Below are 15077 nucleotides of genomic sequence, written 5' to 3' on the forward strand. Positions count from 1 at the left end.
ACACCTCCTTTTAAAAAGAAGTTTCACTTTAGTTTCTTCAATTATTGGAAAGCAACTCTATATAAAATCCACCAATTTTCAAACCTCATACAATTCTAAAGGTAAACCATCAGGATCTTGGAAAAAGACGAATTTCTTCCCCGTTATTTCATCAATACGGATCGGTTCCGTCTCAACACCACATTGGTTTAAATGCTTCACAGCTTCTTCTATATTTGTAACAGCAAATGCTAAATGTCTAAGACCGGCTGCTTCTGGAAAACTTTTACGCTCAGGCGGATTTGGAAATGAAAATAATTCGATTTGATACTCTTCTCCTACACATAAATCTAATTTATAAGAATCTCGTTCCTTTCTATATACTTCATTTATCTCTTTAAACCCTAATATCCTAGTATAAAAATCCTTTGACGTCTCATAATTCGAACAAATAATTGCAACGTGATGCACTCTACATATATTCATGCTCTCTCTATTCCTTTCTTTACCAAAGATGCATATTCTCCCTTGAAATGAAAAACATATATAGCAGAATATCTCTTTTAGGGGGCTTACCATGAAATTCATTACTTTTTTCGTCGGACTAATTGTTGTTTTCTTGCTCGCTTATATTGCTAGCAATAATAAGAAGCATATTAAATTTAAACCAATTTTTATCATGCTTATTATACAGTTAATTTTAACCTATTTACTATTAAATACAGAAATCGGCCTCATACTTATTAGAATCATTTCCAGTTTGTTTACCAAGCTACTCGAGTATGCTGCTGATGGAATAAATTTCGTATTTGGTGGTCTTGCAAATAAAGGTGAAATGCCATTTTTCCTTACTGTATTATTACCAATCGTCTTTATTTCTGTTTTAATTGGTATATTACAACATTTCAAAATATTACCATTTTTTATTCGTTGGATCGGGTACTTTCTTAGTAAAATAAATGGTCTTGGTAAATTAGAATCTTACAACGCTATCGCCTCTGCCATTGTCGGCCAATCAGAAGTTTTTATTACAGTGAAAAAACAATTAGCTCAAATTCCAAAACACCGTCTTTATACACTTTGTGCCTCTGCTATGTCAACCGTATCTATGTCTATCGTAGGTGCCTATATGACAATGATTGAACCTAAATATGTAGTAACTGCACTCGTTCTCAATTTATTTAGCGGTTTTATTATCATACTCATCATTAACCCTTACGACGTTAAAGATGACGAAGATATTTTAGAAATCAAAGGTGAAAAACAAAGCTTTTTTGAAATGCTTGGAGAATACATTCTTGATGGTTTTCGTGTAGCCATTGTTGTCGGCGCTATGCTCATCGGATTCGTCGCATTAATTAGTTGTATTAATGACCTGTTCCTCATTATATTCGGTATTACGTTCCAACAATTAATCGGCTATGTATTTGCACCTATCGCATTCCTTATCGGTGTACCCAGTTCTGAAATTGTCGCGGCTGGCAGCATTATGGCAACGAAGCTTGTAACGAATGAATTTGTCGCAATGATGGACCTTAGTAAAATTTCTAATAGCCTTTCTCCCCGTACAGTTGGTATTATTTCTGTTTTCCTTGTATCTTTTGCCAATTTTTCTTCCATTGGTATTATTTCAGGTGCGGTAAAAGGACTAAACGAAGAACAAGGAAACGTTGTTGCGAGGTTTGGCCTTAAATTACTATATGGAGCTACTCTCGTTAGTATTTTATCTGCAATTATCGTAAGCATTATGTTGTAATTAGGTAAAATTTTATCATTTTCTTATCCCTATCTTTTGTATACAATAACGAATAGGTGTCTTATAAATAATCAAGACATCTATTTTTTATACATGTACAATCGCTTTTATTTAGCGTAAAATATTTTTTATGTGTTTGAATACACTTCTAAATGTATACACTTTGATAGTTTTAAAGGAGAAAAAATGATGAAATCCGACACGAACAACAATACGCGAGCCAAAAAAGGACGCTCAAAGAAAAAACGCCTACTTTGGTTCCTTCTTATTCCATTACTAATTGTAGCACTTGGAGCAGGAGGCTACTCCTTCCATATATACAGTAAAGCAAAGTCCGTCTTAAATAACGCTTATGCTGAACTAGGTCGAGGAGATAAGTCCAGTAAACGTGAAAAAGCTGTTAAACCTATGACCGACAATATTTCCGTACTAATTATGGGTGTTGATGAAAGTGATATTAGGGAAAAAGGTTATGGAAAAGCAACTCGAACAGATGCGTTATTACTTGCAACAATTAATAAAAACGATAAATCCGTTAAACTTGTAAGCATTCCACGTGACTCACGCGTCTACATTAAATCACGTGATAAATACGATAAAATCACACATGCGCACGTATTCGGTGGTGTAGACAGCACAATTGATACGGTAGAGAACTTTTTAGATGTTCCAGTTGACTACTATGTAAAATTCAATTTTAAATCCTTTATTAAAATTGTTGATTCTCTTGGTGGTATTACTGTAGACGTTCCAGTTGAGTTCACAGAGCAAAATAGTAAAGATGAAGCAGATGCCATTCATCTAAAAAAAGGACGTCAACATTTAAATGGAGAAGAGGCACTGGCACTAGCTAGAACTCGTCATATCGATAGTGATTATATGCGTGGTCAACGTCAACAGCTTGTATTAGAGGCCATTGCTGAAAAGGCACTATCTCTTAATTCCATTAATAAAATCGGTGGCCTACTAGACGCTGTCGATAAAGATTTAAAAACTAATTTAACTTTTGATGATATGATGACAATTACAAAAAATTCAATGGATTCAAATTTAAAAATGGAAAAAATGCAAGTAGAGGGTACAGATAAATATATAGGTGGTATTTATTATTACGTTCCAAATGAAAAAAGCGTCGATACTATTTCAACTATCCTTCAAAAACATCTCGGTGTTACGAATAAAAATGAACATAAAAAATTATAATAAAAAGGCTGCTAGATCTTTCTAGACAGCCTTTTTATTATATTTTTCAACATATTTTTCATACACATTGTGACAAGAAGTGACAATTATTACAGCGGTGTAACATTTTTTATGAAAACATTACACACACAGTGAAAATAATAGTATACTAGTACGTACATAATGTTATTTTCATCATTTTTATACAAAAAATGTAATACATATATTTATACATAAATTTCTGGGGGGAAATAAATGAAGCTAAGTAAAATACTGATTGGTTCTGCAATTGCTGGGGGCATATTACTTTGTGTAGGCGGTGTTGGGGGATATCAATATGTATCCAAATTAAATAATCAATTAGATACTACTGCATTACCAAATACTACATTTGAAGGTATTTCTCTCGACGGAAAAAATAAGAAGGATATTCAAGCAATTATTAATCAAAAGGTAACTGAGTTAGATCAAAAATCCCTTACCTACATATTCCAAAACGATAAACAAACTTACACATGGAAAGATTTAGGGATAAATTATAAAGAGAAAGATATTATTGACAAAATCTTCAAAGAACAAGAAGGAAACGTAATGAATCGTTACAAAATGCGTAAGCAAGCTGAAAACGGTGAATTAAAACGTGACTATAAATTAACACCACAATTAAATGCAACAGCTTATGAAACCTTTATAAAAGATAAATATAATGAAACATTAAAAAATCCTGTTAACGCAGAATTAAGTATTGAAGGCTCAACAGTAAATATTAGTCAAAGCCAAAACGGAGAAAAAATTGATAAAGGGAAACTAAGCGGTTTAACAAATGAAGCTATTACTACTGGTAAATCAGATGTTACATTACCAGTTACATTCATAAAACCAGAACGTTCTACAGAAGACATACAGAAAATGGGTATTAAAGAAGTCATTGCTGAATATTCTACTCCAATGGCTGGCCGTAACGGAAATCAATCATTTAACGTAAATAAGTCAGCTAATACTTTAAGTGGGGTTATTGTCGCACCTGATGAAACATTTAGTTTTAACGGTCGCGTTGGCGTAACTGATGCTGCACATGGTTATAAATCTGCAGCAGTATATTCACAAGGTAAAGTAATACAAAGTGCAGGCGGAGGAGTTTGCCAAGTCAGTAGTACATTATACAGTGCAGCTTTAAGGGCAGATTTAGGCATTGTTTCTCGAAGCAATCATTCTATGCCAGTAAATTATTTACCACTTGGACAAGATGCAGCAGTAGCAGATTATGGTCCAGATTTAAAATTTAAAAATAATACAGGCAATCATATTTATATTCAAGCATTTTCAAATGGAGGTAGTATTACTACACGCATTTTCGGTACAAATACTGGTAAAAATGTTGAAGTTTCTTCTCAAGTAATTAGTAGAACTAGTGATAAAATCACCGCGGTTACGTATAAAAAAGTAACACAAAACGGGGAAGTAATATCAAATGGACAAATTTCAAAAAGCGTATATAAAAGCGCTCCAAAAGAATAGATAATATCAACCGAATAGCATAAAGAAAAAGGCGTGATTTAATCACGCCTTTTTCTTTTGCAGTAATAGTAAAAAAGTTTCAAGATGGTCTTTCGTTTCTTCTAAAGACCACATACGATTTCCTTGCTTCGCAGCTAATACACACGCCTCTTCCCACGCGTTCTTTTTCTTCATATTTATTAATTCATCACGTAATTTCAAAACAATTTCTTCGTCTTCTTGTTCAATAAACTCTTCCATCACGCTTACTATTTCATCCTCATGAATACTTAACGTACAGTACGATTTAAGAAAGTATTGTAATGTCGTATACATAATGTACTCCCCCTTCTTATTTATCAGATGGATAAGAAGTAATAATCTTAAACCCTAATTCTCCTGACTTATCTCTTGCTAAAACAGTAACAGTTTTTACTAACTTGTCTTTTACACTCATATTTTTCTTTATTACCGTTTTTCCAACAGGAAATGAATGAGTTGTATTTAATACGAGACGAGCCTCTTTAGAATTTTTTAACCAATCTTGAATTTCCTTGTCATGTTGCTTCAAGCTATCTTTTACAGCTTTCGTCGCTGTTTCTTTATCATAGTATGTACTTGCGGCTGACACTTTATCTGTCTTCAAGCGATTCTTCAAATCCTCTTCTGACTTGCCTACATGTCTTTCAATCGTATGACCATTTTTAGGTGGTCCTTCCATTTCATCTAAAATATTATCACTAATTTTTTCTACCGATGTAGCTTGATTCCCTGTCTGTTTCTCTGTTTTTTGTTCTTTTCCTGCACATCCGCTTAAGATCAGCATTAATGCCAATAAACTACTGAAGAAAAGACTACTTATTCGTTTCATCATATCACCTCTTCCATGATTATTATCGCAACTTCACTAAAAGTCAATTTCACAACGAAAAAATCTATCAGTTTTCATTTTTTTCATCTATTTTTCCATATTTACCCCAGCAATTTCATCAACCCTCTATTTTTGCCTTTTATAATATATACCCCCTATATTTTTCGATTATTTCCCAGATGAAATCACAGATAACATAACTATAAAACTCTTTTATACAAAGGTTTTTATAGTATTTTTAAAAATATTTTAAAATACCCCTATTTTCATATACCTAATACCCATATAAGGTATAAAGACACCTTCTTATCAACGTTTTTCTACATTATGTAAATTTACCCTTGCCTATACAAACGAAATGTGGTGTAATGCAAAAAAAGATAAAGGATTTTAAACAATGGCTGAAACGATTCAAAATTTCTTAACAGAATACTATTCAATCGCAATTCCACTTAGTATCTTAATTAACATCATCATTAGTCTTTTAGGTTTTATCCCTAGTATTTTTTTAACCGCCATTAATATACAGCTCTTTGGCGTAACAAATGGTACTGTTATTTCGATCGCAGGCGAAGCATTAGGGGCTATTATCTCGTTTTATATTTACCGCATGGGCCTTCAAAAGTTCACTCACGATAAAGTAAATAAATACCCAAAGGTAGAGCGTCTTCTTTATGTAGAAGGTAGAGAGGCCTTTCTACTCGTTCTATCGTTTCGCTTGATACCTTTCATCCCATCAAGTATTGTGACTTTATTTGCGGCTCTAGGTAAGATGTCATTACTCTCCTTCAGTATTGCCAGCACAATAGGGAAAATACCGGCATTGTTAATCGAAGTATATTCTGCCTATCATGTCATGAACGGAACAAATGAAGCAAAGTGGATTGTGACAATTGCAGGTTGTATCGGATTATATTATTTGTGGAAAAAATGGAGAAAAAAATAAAGAAGGAGCATAGGCTCCTTCTTTATTTTTGAGGTATTTTATTAATAGCTATCCTTTAAATCCTTAGTTAATACCAACAGCACTAAATGATTGCTTAACTGCTGCTACTTCCGCAGAAGTCGCACCATATAAATCAGCTGCAGCTTGTACTGCACCAGCACGAGCTTGGCTAAATGTAGTAGATTGCGTGAAATATTGTGTATTTGCACGGTAATAAATTGCACCTAACTTATCTTTACCAATGCCCGTTACAGTTACACCCGAATGCGTACCACCATTTGCTAATAAATAAGCTTGTTTGTTAATGATACCACTGTTTGTATGAACCCCACCGTTATCACTAGTACCAGTGTAACGCTTAGAATAATGGTCTGGATCACCGTATTTCGCTGGATCACTCATAGAGCGAAGCGCATCTCCTGCTTTACCAGGCGTATAAATATCTTCACCAATCTCCCAATCCGGGTTACGGTTATCATAGAATTCTACTAAAGTACCAAAAATATCAGAAATTGCTTCATTTAGCGCTCCTGATTCATTTTGATAAATTAAGTCCGAGCTATTTTCAGTAACAGCATGCGTTAATTCGTGACCAATTACATCAATTCCACCAGATAATGAAGTGAATGTTACACCATCACCATCTCCGTATACCATTTGTGAGCCATTCCAGAATGCATTATTATACTTACTTCCGTAATGAACTGTCGATTTTAACGGAGCTCCTGCATCATTAATAGAGTTTCTGTTAAATGTAGCTTTATAATAATCATATGTTCTACCTGCATAGTAATGAGCATCTACTGCTGCTGCATCATACGCTGCATTGAAAACATTATCTGCATCTACCCATAAAGTTCCTGGCAATGTAGTACGATTTTTCGCATCATATGTGAAAATTGTTGCCCCGCGCGTATTATCTTGCAAGTAGTAAGATGAACCAGATAACGTTGTATTAAGTGATTTTGTATCTCCTAATACACCTTTACCAGTTCCTACTTTATTTGTTCCTGTTACAGGTTTTACTACTGCTTTCGCATCCTGTTTAGGAGCCTCTTGCTTAACTGGTGATTTATCTTCATTTGTTACATGATCCAATTTATTATATTTATTTAATACTTTACCGCTGTCTGCTTCAATGAAATAGTAGTAGTTTCCTGGACTTGGATCTAAGAAGTTTAGATTTACAACGTATGCATATGTTGTTTCTTCACCATTTTGATATACATATAAGTCCGCTTTTGGTTCTACCTCATATTTCGGTGTTACCCCTAAATCTTGCTGCGCGATTTCAATCGCTTTTGCGCCTTCAATCTTATTTTTATTTTTCAACTTTTCTTTCTTGTCTAAATCAGGTGCAACTGTTCCAGACAATACTTTTAAAGAACCGTCTTTACTTACGTGAGCTACTTGAGTAGAACCCCATACAGGTACTCCTTCGTAAACTTGTTGCATACGTACTACTGTTGAATCAGTTACAGCATCTTTCTTCACTTGTTTCACTTTGAAAGAATCTTGCGCACTCTTTTCCCCTAGCTTGTAATCACCTTTTGCTGCATTTAAGTAATCAAACACAACAGATTCCGCTTTCTTACCAGTCGCTCCAGTTAGATCACCAGAAATAAACTCAGGTGACTGTACTGTCTCATTGTACTTCTTCGTAGAGAGTACATTTTTAGAATCCGCAAATGCAGAGCCTGTCCCTCCAAATGTTGTAACTGCCATTCCTGTCGCTAACACTAACGCTAAACTTTTCTTTTTCATGAACCTTCCCCCTAATAAAAAATTTTTTTGAAAAAGAGTAGTTTTATATTAGCATTATGTTTCCACTATTAATATACTAAAAATTCAAATAATTATTTTCTCAAGTTTTGTAGAATTTTGAGGAACAAATATTGAAAAAACCCTTTCCGATTGGAAAGGGTGGAGATTATAAATTAACTTGTTCAACAGTTTTAGCTTGTTGACCAACAATATCAGGTTTACTGCTATATTGATGTATTCCTCCAGCAACTGTAAGAGTCAATATAAACGCCAATACTCCAAATACCATCTTTTTCATGTTTATTCCTCCTTATTATCATTCATTAAATCAATAACTAACCTATAATATCGATTACTTTCTTCAAATCTCGATAAACTGGAAAAATGTTCTGCTAGTTCAACGTATACTTTCTTTAATTCTATTTTATTTCCTGCAGATTTATACAACGGGATAGCCTCATTTTCCAAAAATGCTTTATAATCTTTTGCTTCTTCAAAATATTTATATCTAAGCATTAAAAGCAAATATAATTTTGCATTAAATCTCTCTTCCTGTTTTGCTGCATCAATTCCCTTATCAATTAATGTCCTTGCCTCTTCCAATTCTTCTAATTTAATGCATACTAATGCCATTTCGTATATTGTATCTAAATAGTTTAAATCTATTTGTTTTTGAAGTTGTAGACTATCTAAATAATATTTTTTCGCTTGCTGATATTTACCTTTTTTATAATAGATACTTCCCATATTACTTAAAGTAATAGCTAATAGTACATCCTTATCAGCAAAAGATGTGGCCTCTCTCAATATACTCTCATACATTTTTAAAGCTTCTTCATACTGACCTTTTTCTGTATAACTTACCGCAATAAGGATTTGGCAATTAATTATATTTCTAAACTTATATTCACTACGAAATCCTTCTAATGCCATATTTACAAAATGAATTGCAAGATGATGAATATCTAAATGAGTATATGCAAGCGCTATATTATAATACAAGCCTGTTTCATGATACCCTTGTTCTTTGGCCATTACTTCTGTTTTTAATAAGTAATCTAGCCCATCCTTCCATCTATACTGTAAACAGCACAATAATCCTCTACTATACATATATAACAACTTCTGAAATGGAGAATATTTTTTATATACCTTCTTCAACTTATCTAATTCTTCTTCGAGTGCAGAAATATCCCTTTTCATAATTAAATAACGTGTATACAGCAGTTTATAATAATTTATAATTTCAAAATCCAACACATGCTTCATTTCACCTTGCAACTCTTCATATATACGTTCTACTTGTTGCTTGTCTAAATGAACTAGTGCATTTAACCATTCATCTAGCTTCCCCTTCACATCTTCTTCTACATCTCTCAAATCCGTCACAGCAATTTCTAGTCTTGTGCAGAGCAATTGTAGAATTTCTTCTGATGCTTCGATCTTTCCATTTTCGATCTTACTTAAGTATGAGACAGAACAAATGCCCTGACATAATTCTTCTTGTGTCATTTTTTGCTGGAGCCGTTTATAAAAGACTTGTTTGCCTATTTTTTCTAATGTTTGTTGCATTGTCCTCCTCCATTCTCATTACCCCCATTACTCTAATAATACATAAAATTTGGAGAAATATAAATTGATAAATATAAATTTTCTAAAAAATATGCATAATTTCATTTTTTTCTCTCTTGACTTCACATCAATATCTCTTCTTTGCTACGAATGGTGAAAAATTGGTATACTATAACCAAATTATGGAGGTGTTCTTGCGATGACTCATTATAAAGACGATAGTTATGCCTTACATACAGACCTATATCAAATCAACATGGCTTATACATATTGGAAAGATGGTATTCATAATCGCCGTTCTGTTTTTGATTTATATTTTCGAAAGCTTCCATTTGAGAACGGCTACGCTGTTTTTGCTGGCCTTGAGAAAATTGTAGAGTACATAGAAAATTTCAGTTTTACTGAAAGCGATATCGCTTACTTAGCAGAATTACAATTCGAAGAAGAATTCCTTCATTATTTACAAAATATGAAATTCACTGGGACGATTCGCAGTATGCAAGAAGGTGAAGTTGTATTTAATAACGAGCCTTTATTACGTGTTGATGCACCACTTGGTGAAGCACAAATTATTGAGACTGCCCTCTTAAATATTGTGAATTACCAAACATTAATTGCCACAAAAGCAGCACGTATGAAACATGCTGCAAGTAATGATGAGCTTTTAGAGTTCGGCACAAGACGTGCCCATGAGTTCGATGCTGCCCTTTGGGGGACGCGTGCTGCCTTTATTGGTGGTTTCTCCTCTACAAGCAACGTTCGTGCTGGGAAACGCTTTGGGATTCCTGTAGCTGGCACACACGCTCACTCTTTCGTTCAAGCATATCGCGATGAATACGTCGCGTTTAAAAAATACGCTGAAACTCATAAAAAGTGCGTCTTTCTCGTTGATACATATGACACATTGAAATCTGGTGTTCCAAATGCGATTCGTGTTGCAAAAGAATTTGGGGATCGTATTGATTTCTATGGCATACGTCTTGATAGTGGTGATATGGCTTATTTATCGAAAAAGGCACGAAAACTACTAGATGAAGCAGGGTTTACAAATACAAAAATTATCGCTTCTAGCGATTTAGATGAATACACAATTATGCACCTTAAATCTCAAGGAGCAAAAATTGACGTATGGGGCGTTGGAACGAAATTAATTACGTCCTTTGAGCAACCTGCATTGGGGGCTGTTTACAAACTCGTTGCGATTGAAGATACTGACGGAAAATTAAATGATACAATTAAAATTTCATCTAACCCTGAAAAAATTACCACTCCAGGACTGAAACGAATTTATCGTATTATCAATCGGGTTAACGATCATGCAGAAGGCGATTATATTGCGTTAGATTCTGAAGAACCAGGAAAAGAAGAGCGCTTAAAAATGTTCCATCCAGTTCACACATATATAAGTAAATTCGTAACAAACTTTGAAGCCCGTGAACTGCATAAAGACATTTTCGTTAACGGTGAAAGAACATATGAACTACCAAGTATATTAGATATTCAAAAATATAATGAACAGAGCCTCTCTCTATTTTGGGAAGAATATATGCGAACTTTAAACCCTGAAGAATACCCTGTCGATTTAAGCCAAGAGTGCTGGGATCATAAAATGAATTACATTCAAACAGTTCGAGAACAAGTTGAAAAAAACATACAAAAGTAAACAGAGAAGTTTCCCCTTCTCTGTTTTTTCAATACTATATGGATATTTGTAAAAAATATATTAAAATAATAAGACGAATGTATTTTATTTGTAAATTTTAATATTATACTATTTTAAAGTAAAATAATATTTGATATTATTTTATTGAGTCAATTTCAACAAAATCACCAATAAAAAAGAGGACGCGGTTCGCGTCCTCTTTTTTATAAATCTTTCACTCGTAATACACGCATTGCATTTAACACTGCAAGTAGTGTCACACCAACATCTGAGAAAACAGCTTCCCACATTGTTGCAATACCAAAGGCACCAAGTAATAAAACGATCCCTTTTACACCTAGAGCAAAGATGATATTTTGCCACACTATACTTCTTGTGCGTTTTGCAATTTTTACAGCTGTCGCAATTTTTGAAGGCTCATCAGTCATAATAACGATGTCTGCCGCTTCAATTGCTGCATCTGACCCTAAACCACCCATAGCAATACCAACGTCTGCACGGGCTAATACTGGTGTATCGTTAATACCGTCACCAACGAAGGCAATTTTTTCTTTTCCGTGCTTCGCTGCATCAATTTTTTCAATCTCTTCTACTTTTTGTTGCGGTAGTAATTCCGCATGAACTTCATCTAAGCCTAATTCTTTACCAACAGCTTCACCAACTGTTTTTGCATCACCAGTTAACATTACTGTCTTTTTAATACCTAGTTCTTTTAACTTTTGAATCGCTTGTTTCGAATCCTCTTTTACCTCATCAGAGATAACAATATAACCTGCATATCTTCCATCTACAGCAACGTGAACTAATGTACCTACTGTTTCTGGTTGCTTAAATTCAATATTTTCTTTTCTCATTAATTTTGCATTACCTGCAAAAATTTCTTTTCCTTGTACTTTTACGACTGTACCGTGACCAGAAATTTCGTTATAATCATCGATTATTTTTTCATCAATTGATTTTCCATATGCCTTTCGAATAGATTGGGCAATTGGATGGTTAGAATATACTTCAGCAAATGCCGCATACTCTAATAACTCTTCACTTGTAGTGCCTTCGCTCGGTTCCATTTTTGTAACTTTGAAAACACCTTTTGTTAATGTTCCTGTTTTGTCAAAAACAATATATTTCACATCATTTAAAGCTTCTAAATAGTTACTACCTTTTACTAACACACCACTTTTAGATGCACCACCAATACCTCCAAAGAATCCAAGAGGAATGGATACAACTAACGCACATGGACAAGAGATTACTAAGAACACTAAAGCTCTATAAATCCACTCAGAGAATGTAGCTCCTTCTAAAATAAGTGGTGGAATAAACGCCATGATTGCCGCTGTAATAACTACAACTGGAGTGTAGTAACGTGCAAACTTCGTAATAAAGTTTTCCGTTGGTGCTTTTTTACTGCTTGCATTTTGAACTAAATCTAAAATTTTCGATACAGTTGATTCACCGAATTCTTTTGTAACTTCAATTGTCAACACACCGTTTTGGTTCACAAAGCCACTTAATACATCATTTCCAACTTCAACTTCACGTGGTACAGATTCACCTGTTAATGCTGAAGTATCTACCATTGATGTTCCTTCAATTACTTTTCCGTCTAACGGCACTTTCTCACCTGGCTTAACGATAATATAATCGCCAATTTGTACATCTTCTGGTGATACTTGTTTCGTTTCATTTCCAACCTTTACATTCGCATAATCAGGACGAATATCCATTAATGAAGTAATTGATTTTCGAGAGCGGTTTACCGCAATGCTTTGGAATAGTTCTCCTACTTGATAAAATAGCATTACTGCTACAGCTTCTGAGTATTGTTGAATTGCAAAAGCTCCTACAGTTGCAATTGCCATTAAGAAGTTTTCATCAAATACTTGGCCACGAGTTATGTTTCTTACCGCTCTCCAAACGATATCTCCACCTATTAATAAATAAGCAAGGACGAATAACGGAATTGTTACCATTTGTGGTAAGCCCGCTAATGCAGCAATTGCTGTCAAAATTCCGCCGACCACTAATCTCCCTACCATCTTTTTCACATTTGCTTCACCATGATCATGACTATGCCCGTGGTCATGACCGTTCTTCTCTTCACGAACAACTTTCACGTCTGGCTCTAACTTTTGAACGACATTTGTTATATTTGCTACAGTCGCTTCTAGTTCTCTTTTATTCGCAACTTCTACTCGTAGTTTCTTCGATACGAAATCAACAGTTGCTTCTGAGACAGCTGGCATTTCCTTCACTTTATTTTCAATTTTCATTGCACAGTTCGCGCAATCTAAACCTTCTAATATAAATACTTCTTTAGCAATTTTATTTTTTTGTTCTTCTTGCACTTTAATATGCGGTTCTAATTTTGTAACGAGTTGTTTTGCTTCCGTAACAACTTCGTTTTCTTTATTTTGTGCCGTTTCTAAAATCATTGTCTTTGTTGCAAAGTTTACAGAGCAAGAATTTACTCCTTCTATATTCCCAACACCTTTTTCAATTTTCATTGCACAATTCGCACAATCTAAACCTTCTAACATCAGTTTCTTTTTCACTAACGCTTCAGCCATCGTTCTCCCTCCTCGCGTTCTTTTTATTCTTCTTCGTTTACGTGTTCAAACGCTTGCTCGAAGATATGAATTACGTGCTGGTCAGCTAACGAATAATAAACAACCTTTCCTTCTTTACGATTCTTCACAAGTTTCGCTTGCTTTAACACACGAAGCTGATGCGAAATAGATGATTGTGTCATTCCTAATAAATAAGCTAAATCACAAACGCACATTTCAGCTTCAAATAGCGCATGTAATATTCTCGTACGTGTACGGTCACCTAATACTTTAAATAGTTCTGCTACTTTACTTAAACTTTCATCAGTTGGAATTGTTTGTTTTACTTGCTCTACAACTTCTTCATGAATTATCGTTTGAGAACATGTCTCTTGTGGTGTTTCTACTTTATTTCCAGCCATTATAGCTCACCTCTTTAATTGAACATATGAACAATCATTCATATATCTTATACTCTTATTATATGAGCGCCTACTCATATGTGTCAATGAAATCTGAATTTTTTTTATGAACATTCCGTTCACATTTTAATAAGTCGTATACATATTTTTCGCATCCTCTATATTCTCATACAAAAAAGGATGCACAATTCGCACACCCCTTTTTACTTACTTTTCATTTTCACCGCATCCACAATTAAAGAAACAAATCCTAACTGATTATCCCGATTTCTATGGTCAAAACGTTTCGAACGATAAATAAATCCATCTTTCTCATTCCAATCATTATAGTGAAACTTACCATTCTCATCACAGTATTCTAAGAGCCTCACTTGAAAACCTGCTGATTCAAACATGGACGTGATTGTTTTATAGTTATGAACAATTTTATGGCTTGCTGCAGGATGATCTAATGGACCAGGTCCACCTACTTGTACCCCTTGCTGATATTCTTCATCTGGAAAAAATGCATCTGGTACTGCACAACGAATATATCCATTCTCCATTAAAAACTCATAACAAATTTTTGCAGCTTCAATTCCTTCTTCATATGATAAATGCTCCCATACATGTTCTGCCAAAATTACTGATAAAGAATTAGGTTGAAATTTATCAAGCCAAGTTTCTCTCCGTAATAAGTTTAATTCTTCTTCATTCGTATGTAACCAACCAGGGTTATTATTATAACCCTCTGCTCCAACTACAACTTTTGTTTCTTCCATTTTGCTCCCACCCTTTTTTCATATTCCGACATAAAAATTCAACAAAGTAATATATATTCCCTTTATTTCAACAAAAGAAAAAGCCTTGCGCGCTCCCTAGACGCACAAGGCTTAC

The 15077-nt window shown here is 34.2% G+C and carries 14 protein-coding genes; 5 read left to right on the plus strand and 9 right to left on the minus strand.

The window, feature by feature from the left end; translation table 11 throughout:
* Window positions 1-78: 78 nt before the first annotated feature.
* Window positions 79-465: an SMU1112c/YaeR family gloxylase I-like metalloprotein gene (locus BLT20_RS22995; protein ID WP_001017675.1), complete on the minus strand. Its 387-nt coding sequence runs from the start codon at window positions 463-465 to the stop codon at window positions 79-81.
* 91 nt (window positions 466-556) lie between these two features.
* Here BLT20_RS22995 and BLT20_RS23000 point away from each other — a divergent pair, with 91 nt between their 5' ends.
* The 3 genes from BLT20_RS23000 (at window position 557) to BLT20_RS23010 (ending at window position 4435) form a co-directional block, all read left to right on the plus strand.
* The gene (locus BLT20_RS23000; RefSeq protein ID WP_000668866.1) at window positions 557-1735 is read left to right on the plus strand and encodes a NupC/NupG family nucleoside CNT transporter; all 1179 of its coding nucleotides are present in this window, start codon (window positions 557-559) and stop codon (window positions 1733-1735) included.
* 186 nt (window positions 1736-1921) lie between these two features.
* Window positions 1922-2938, plus strand: a complete 1017-nt coding sequence (locus tag BLT20_RS23005; protein WP_033684262.1) for an LCP family protein — start codon at window positions 1922-1924, stop codon at window positions 2936-2938.
* 234 nt (window positions 2939-3172) lie between these two features.
* The gene (locus tag BLT20_RS23010; protein ID WP_000777355.1) at window positions 3173-4435 is read left to right on the plus strand and encodes a VanW family protein; all 1263 of its coding nucleotides are present in this window, start codon (window positions 3173-3175) and stop codon (window positions 4433-4435) included.
* Window positions 4436-4477: 42 nt separating this feature from the next.
* Here BLT20_RS23010 and BLT20_RS23015 read toward each other — a convergent pair whose 3' ends face one another.
* Both BLT20_RS23015 and BLT20_RS23020 read right to left on the minus strand, forming a co-directional pair.
* Complete coding sequence (locus BLT20_RS23015) at window positions 4478-4750, minus strand: hypothetical protein (RefSeq protein WP_000288803.1); 273 nt, start codon at window positions 4748-4750, stop codon at window positions 4478-4480.
* A 16-nt stretch (window positions 4751-4766) separates the two neighbouring features.
* Entirely contained in the window at window positions 4767-5285 is a 519-nt protein-coding gene (locus BLT20_RS23020) for an RNase A-like domain-containing lipoprotein (protein ID WP_000822694.1), read from the minus strand.
* Between the two features lie 397 nt (window positions 5286-5682).
* Here BLT20_RS23020 and BLT20_RS23025 point away from each other — a divergent pair, with 397 nt between their 5' ends.
* Window positions 5683-6231 carry a TVP38/TMEM64 family protein gene (locus BLT20_RS23025; RefSeq protein ID WP_000852222.1) on the plus strand — a complete coding sequence of 183 codons (549 nt, stop codon included), beginning with the start codon at window positions 5683-5685 and terminating at the stop codon, window positions 6229-6231.
* Window positions 6232-6294: 63 nt separating this feature from the next.
* Here BLT20_RS23025 and BLT20_RS23030 read toward each other — a convergent pair whose 3' ends face one another.
* The 3 genes from BLT20_RS23030 to BLT20_RS23040 form a co-directional block, all read right to left on the minus strand.
* Window positions 6295-7995: a M4 family metallopeptidase gene (locus BLT20_RS23030; protein ID WP_000730383.1), complete on the minus strand. Its 1701-nt coding sequence runs from the start codon at window positions 7993-7995 to the stop codon at window positions 6295-6297.
* Window positions 7996-8161: 166 nt separating this feature from the next.
* Window positions 8162-8293, minus strand: coding sequence for a quorum-signaling peptide NprX (gene nprX, locus BLT20_RS23035; protein WP_000738910.1), 132 nt, complete (start codon window positions 8291-8293; stop codon window positions 8162-8164).
* 2 nt (window positions 8294-8295) lie between these two features.
* The gene (locus BLT20_RS23040) at window positions 8296-9567 is read right to left on the minus strand and encodes a tetratricopeptide repeat protein (protein ID WP_001187961.1); all 1272 of its coding nucleotides are present in this window, start codon (window positions 9565-9567) and stop codon (window positions 8296-8298) included.
* Between the two features lie 199 nt (window positions 9568-9766).
* Between BLT20_RS23040 and BLT20_RS23045 the strand changes: the two genes are divergently transcribed.
* Window positions 9767-11230: a nicotinate phosphoribosyltransferase gene (locus BLT20_RS23045; RefSeq protein ID WP_000150184.1), complete on the plus strand. Its 1464-nt coding sequence runs from the start codon at window positions 9767-9769 to the stop codon at window positions 11228-11230.
* Between the two features lie 203 nt (window positions 11231-11433).
* Here BLT20_RS23045 and BLT20_RS23050 read toward each other — a convergent pair whose 3' ends face one another.
* The 3 genes from BLT20_RS23050 to BLT20_RS23060 all read right to left on the minus strand — a co-directional run bounded on the left by BLT20_RS23050 (window position 11434) and on the right by BLT20_RS23060 (window position 14962).
* Entirely contained in the window at window positions 11434-13800 is a 2367-nt protein-coding gene (locus BLT20_RS23050; RefSeq protein WP_000796570.1) for a heavy metal translocating P-type ATPase, read from the minus strand.
* Window positions 13801-13823: 23 nt separating this feature from the next.
* Window positions 13824-14201, minus strand: coding sequence for an ArsR/SmtB family transcription factor (locus BLT20_RS23055; RefSeq protein ID WP_000918378.1), 378 nt, complete (start codon window positions 14199-14201; stop codon window positions 13824-13826).
* Between the two features lie 203 nt (window positions 14202-14404).
* Window positions 14405-14962 carry a class I SAM-dependent methyltransferase gene (locus tag BLT20_RS23060; protein WP_000393177.1) on the minus strand — a complete coding sequence of 186 codons (558 nt, stop codon included), beginning with the start codon at window positions 14960-14962 and terminating at the stop codon, window positions 14405-14407.
* Between the last annotated feature and the right edge of the window lie 115 nt (window positions 14963-15077).

Source organism: Bacillus sp. cl96, assembly GCF_900100505.1.
Classification (GTDB): Bacteria; Bacillota; Bacilli; order Bacillales; family Bacillaceae_G; genus Bacillus_A; species Bacillus_A cereus.

Coding starts and splice junctions, on each gene's coding strand:
- BLT20_RS23060 (WP_000393177.1), bottom strand. CDS start 14,962: ATGGAAGAAACAAAAGTTGTAGTTGGAGCAGAGGGTTATAATAATAAC.
- BLT20_RS23010 (WP_000777355.1), top strand. CDS start 3,173: ATGAAGCTAAGTAAAATACTGATTGGTTCTGCAATTGCTGGGGGCATA.
- BLT20_RS23000 (WP_000668866.1), top strand. CDS start 557: ATGAAATTCATTACTTTTTTCGTCGGACTAATTGTTGTTTTCTTGCTC.
- BLT20_RS22995 (WP_001017675.1), bottom strand. CDS start 465: ATGAATATATGTAGAGTGCATCACGTTGCAATTATTTGTTCGAATTAT.
- BLT20_RS23040 (WP_001187961.1), bottom strand. CDS start 9,567: ATGCAACAAACATTAGAAAAAATAGGCAAACAAGTCTTTTATAAACGG.
- BLT20_RS23050 (WP_000796570.1), bottom strand. CDS start 13,800: ATGGCTGAAGCGTTAGTGAAAAAGAAACTGATGTTAGAAGGTTTAGAT.
- BLT20_RS23030 (WP_000730383.1), bottom strand. CDS start 7,995: ATGAAAAAGAAAAGTTTAGCGTTAGTGTTAGCGACAGGAATGGCAGTT.
- BLT20_RS23055 (WP_000918378.1), bottom strand. CDS start 14,201: ATGGCTGGAAATAAAGTAGAAACACCACAAGAGACATGTTCTCAAACG.
- BLT20_RS23045 (WP_000150184.1), top strand. CDS start 9,767: ATGACTCATTATAAAGACGATAGTTATGCCTTACATACAGACCTATAT.
- BLT20_RS23020 (WP_000822694.1), bottom strand. CDS start 5,285: ATGAAACGAATAAGTAGTCTTTTCTTCAGTAGTTTATTGGCATTAATG.
- BLT20_RS23015 (WP_000288803.1), bottom strand. CDS start 4,750: ATGTATACGACATTACAATACTTTCTTAAATCGTACTGTACGTTAAGT.
- BLT20_RS23005 (WP_033684262.1), top strand. CDS start 1,922: ATGATGAAATCCGACACGAACAACAATACGCGAGCCAAAAAAGGACGC.
- BLT20_RS23025 (WP_000852222.1), top strand. CDS start 5,683: ATGGCTGAAACGATTCAAAATTTCTTAACAGAATACTATTCAATCGCA.
- nprX (WP_000738910.1), bottom strand. CDS start 8,293: ATGAAAAAGATGGTATTTGGAGTATTGGCGTTTATATTGACTCTTACA.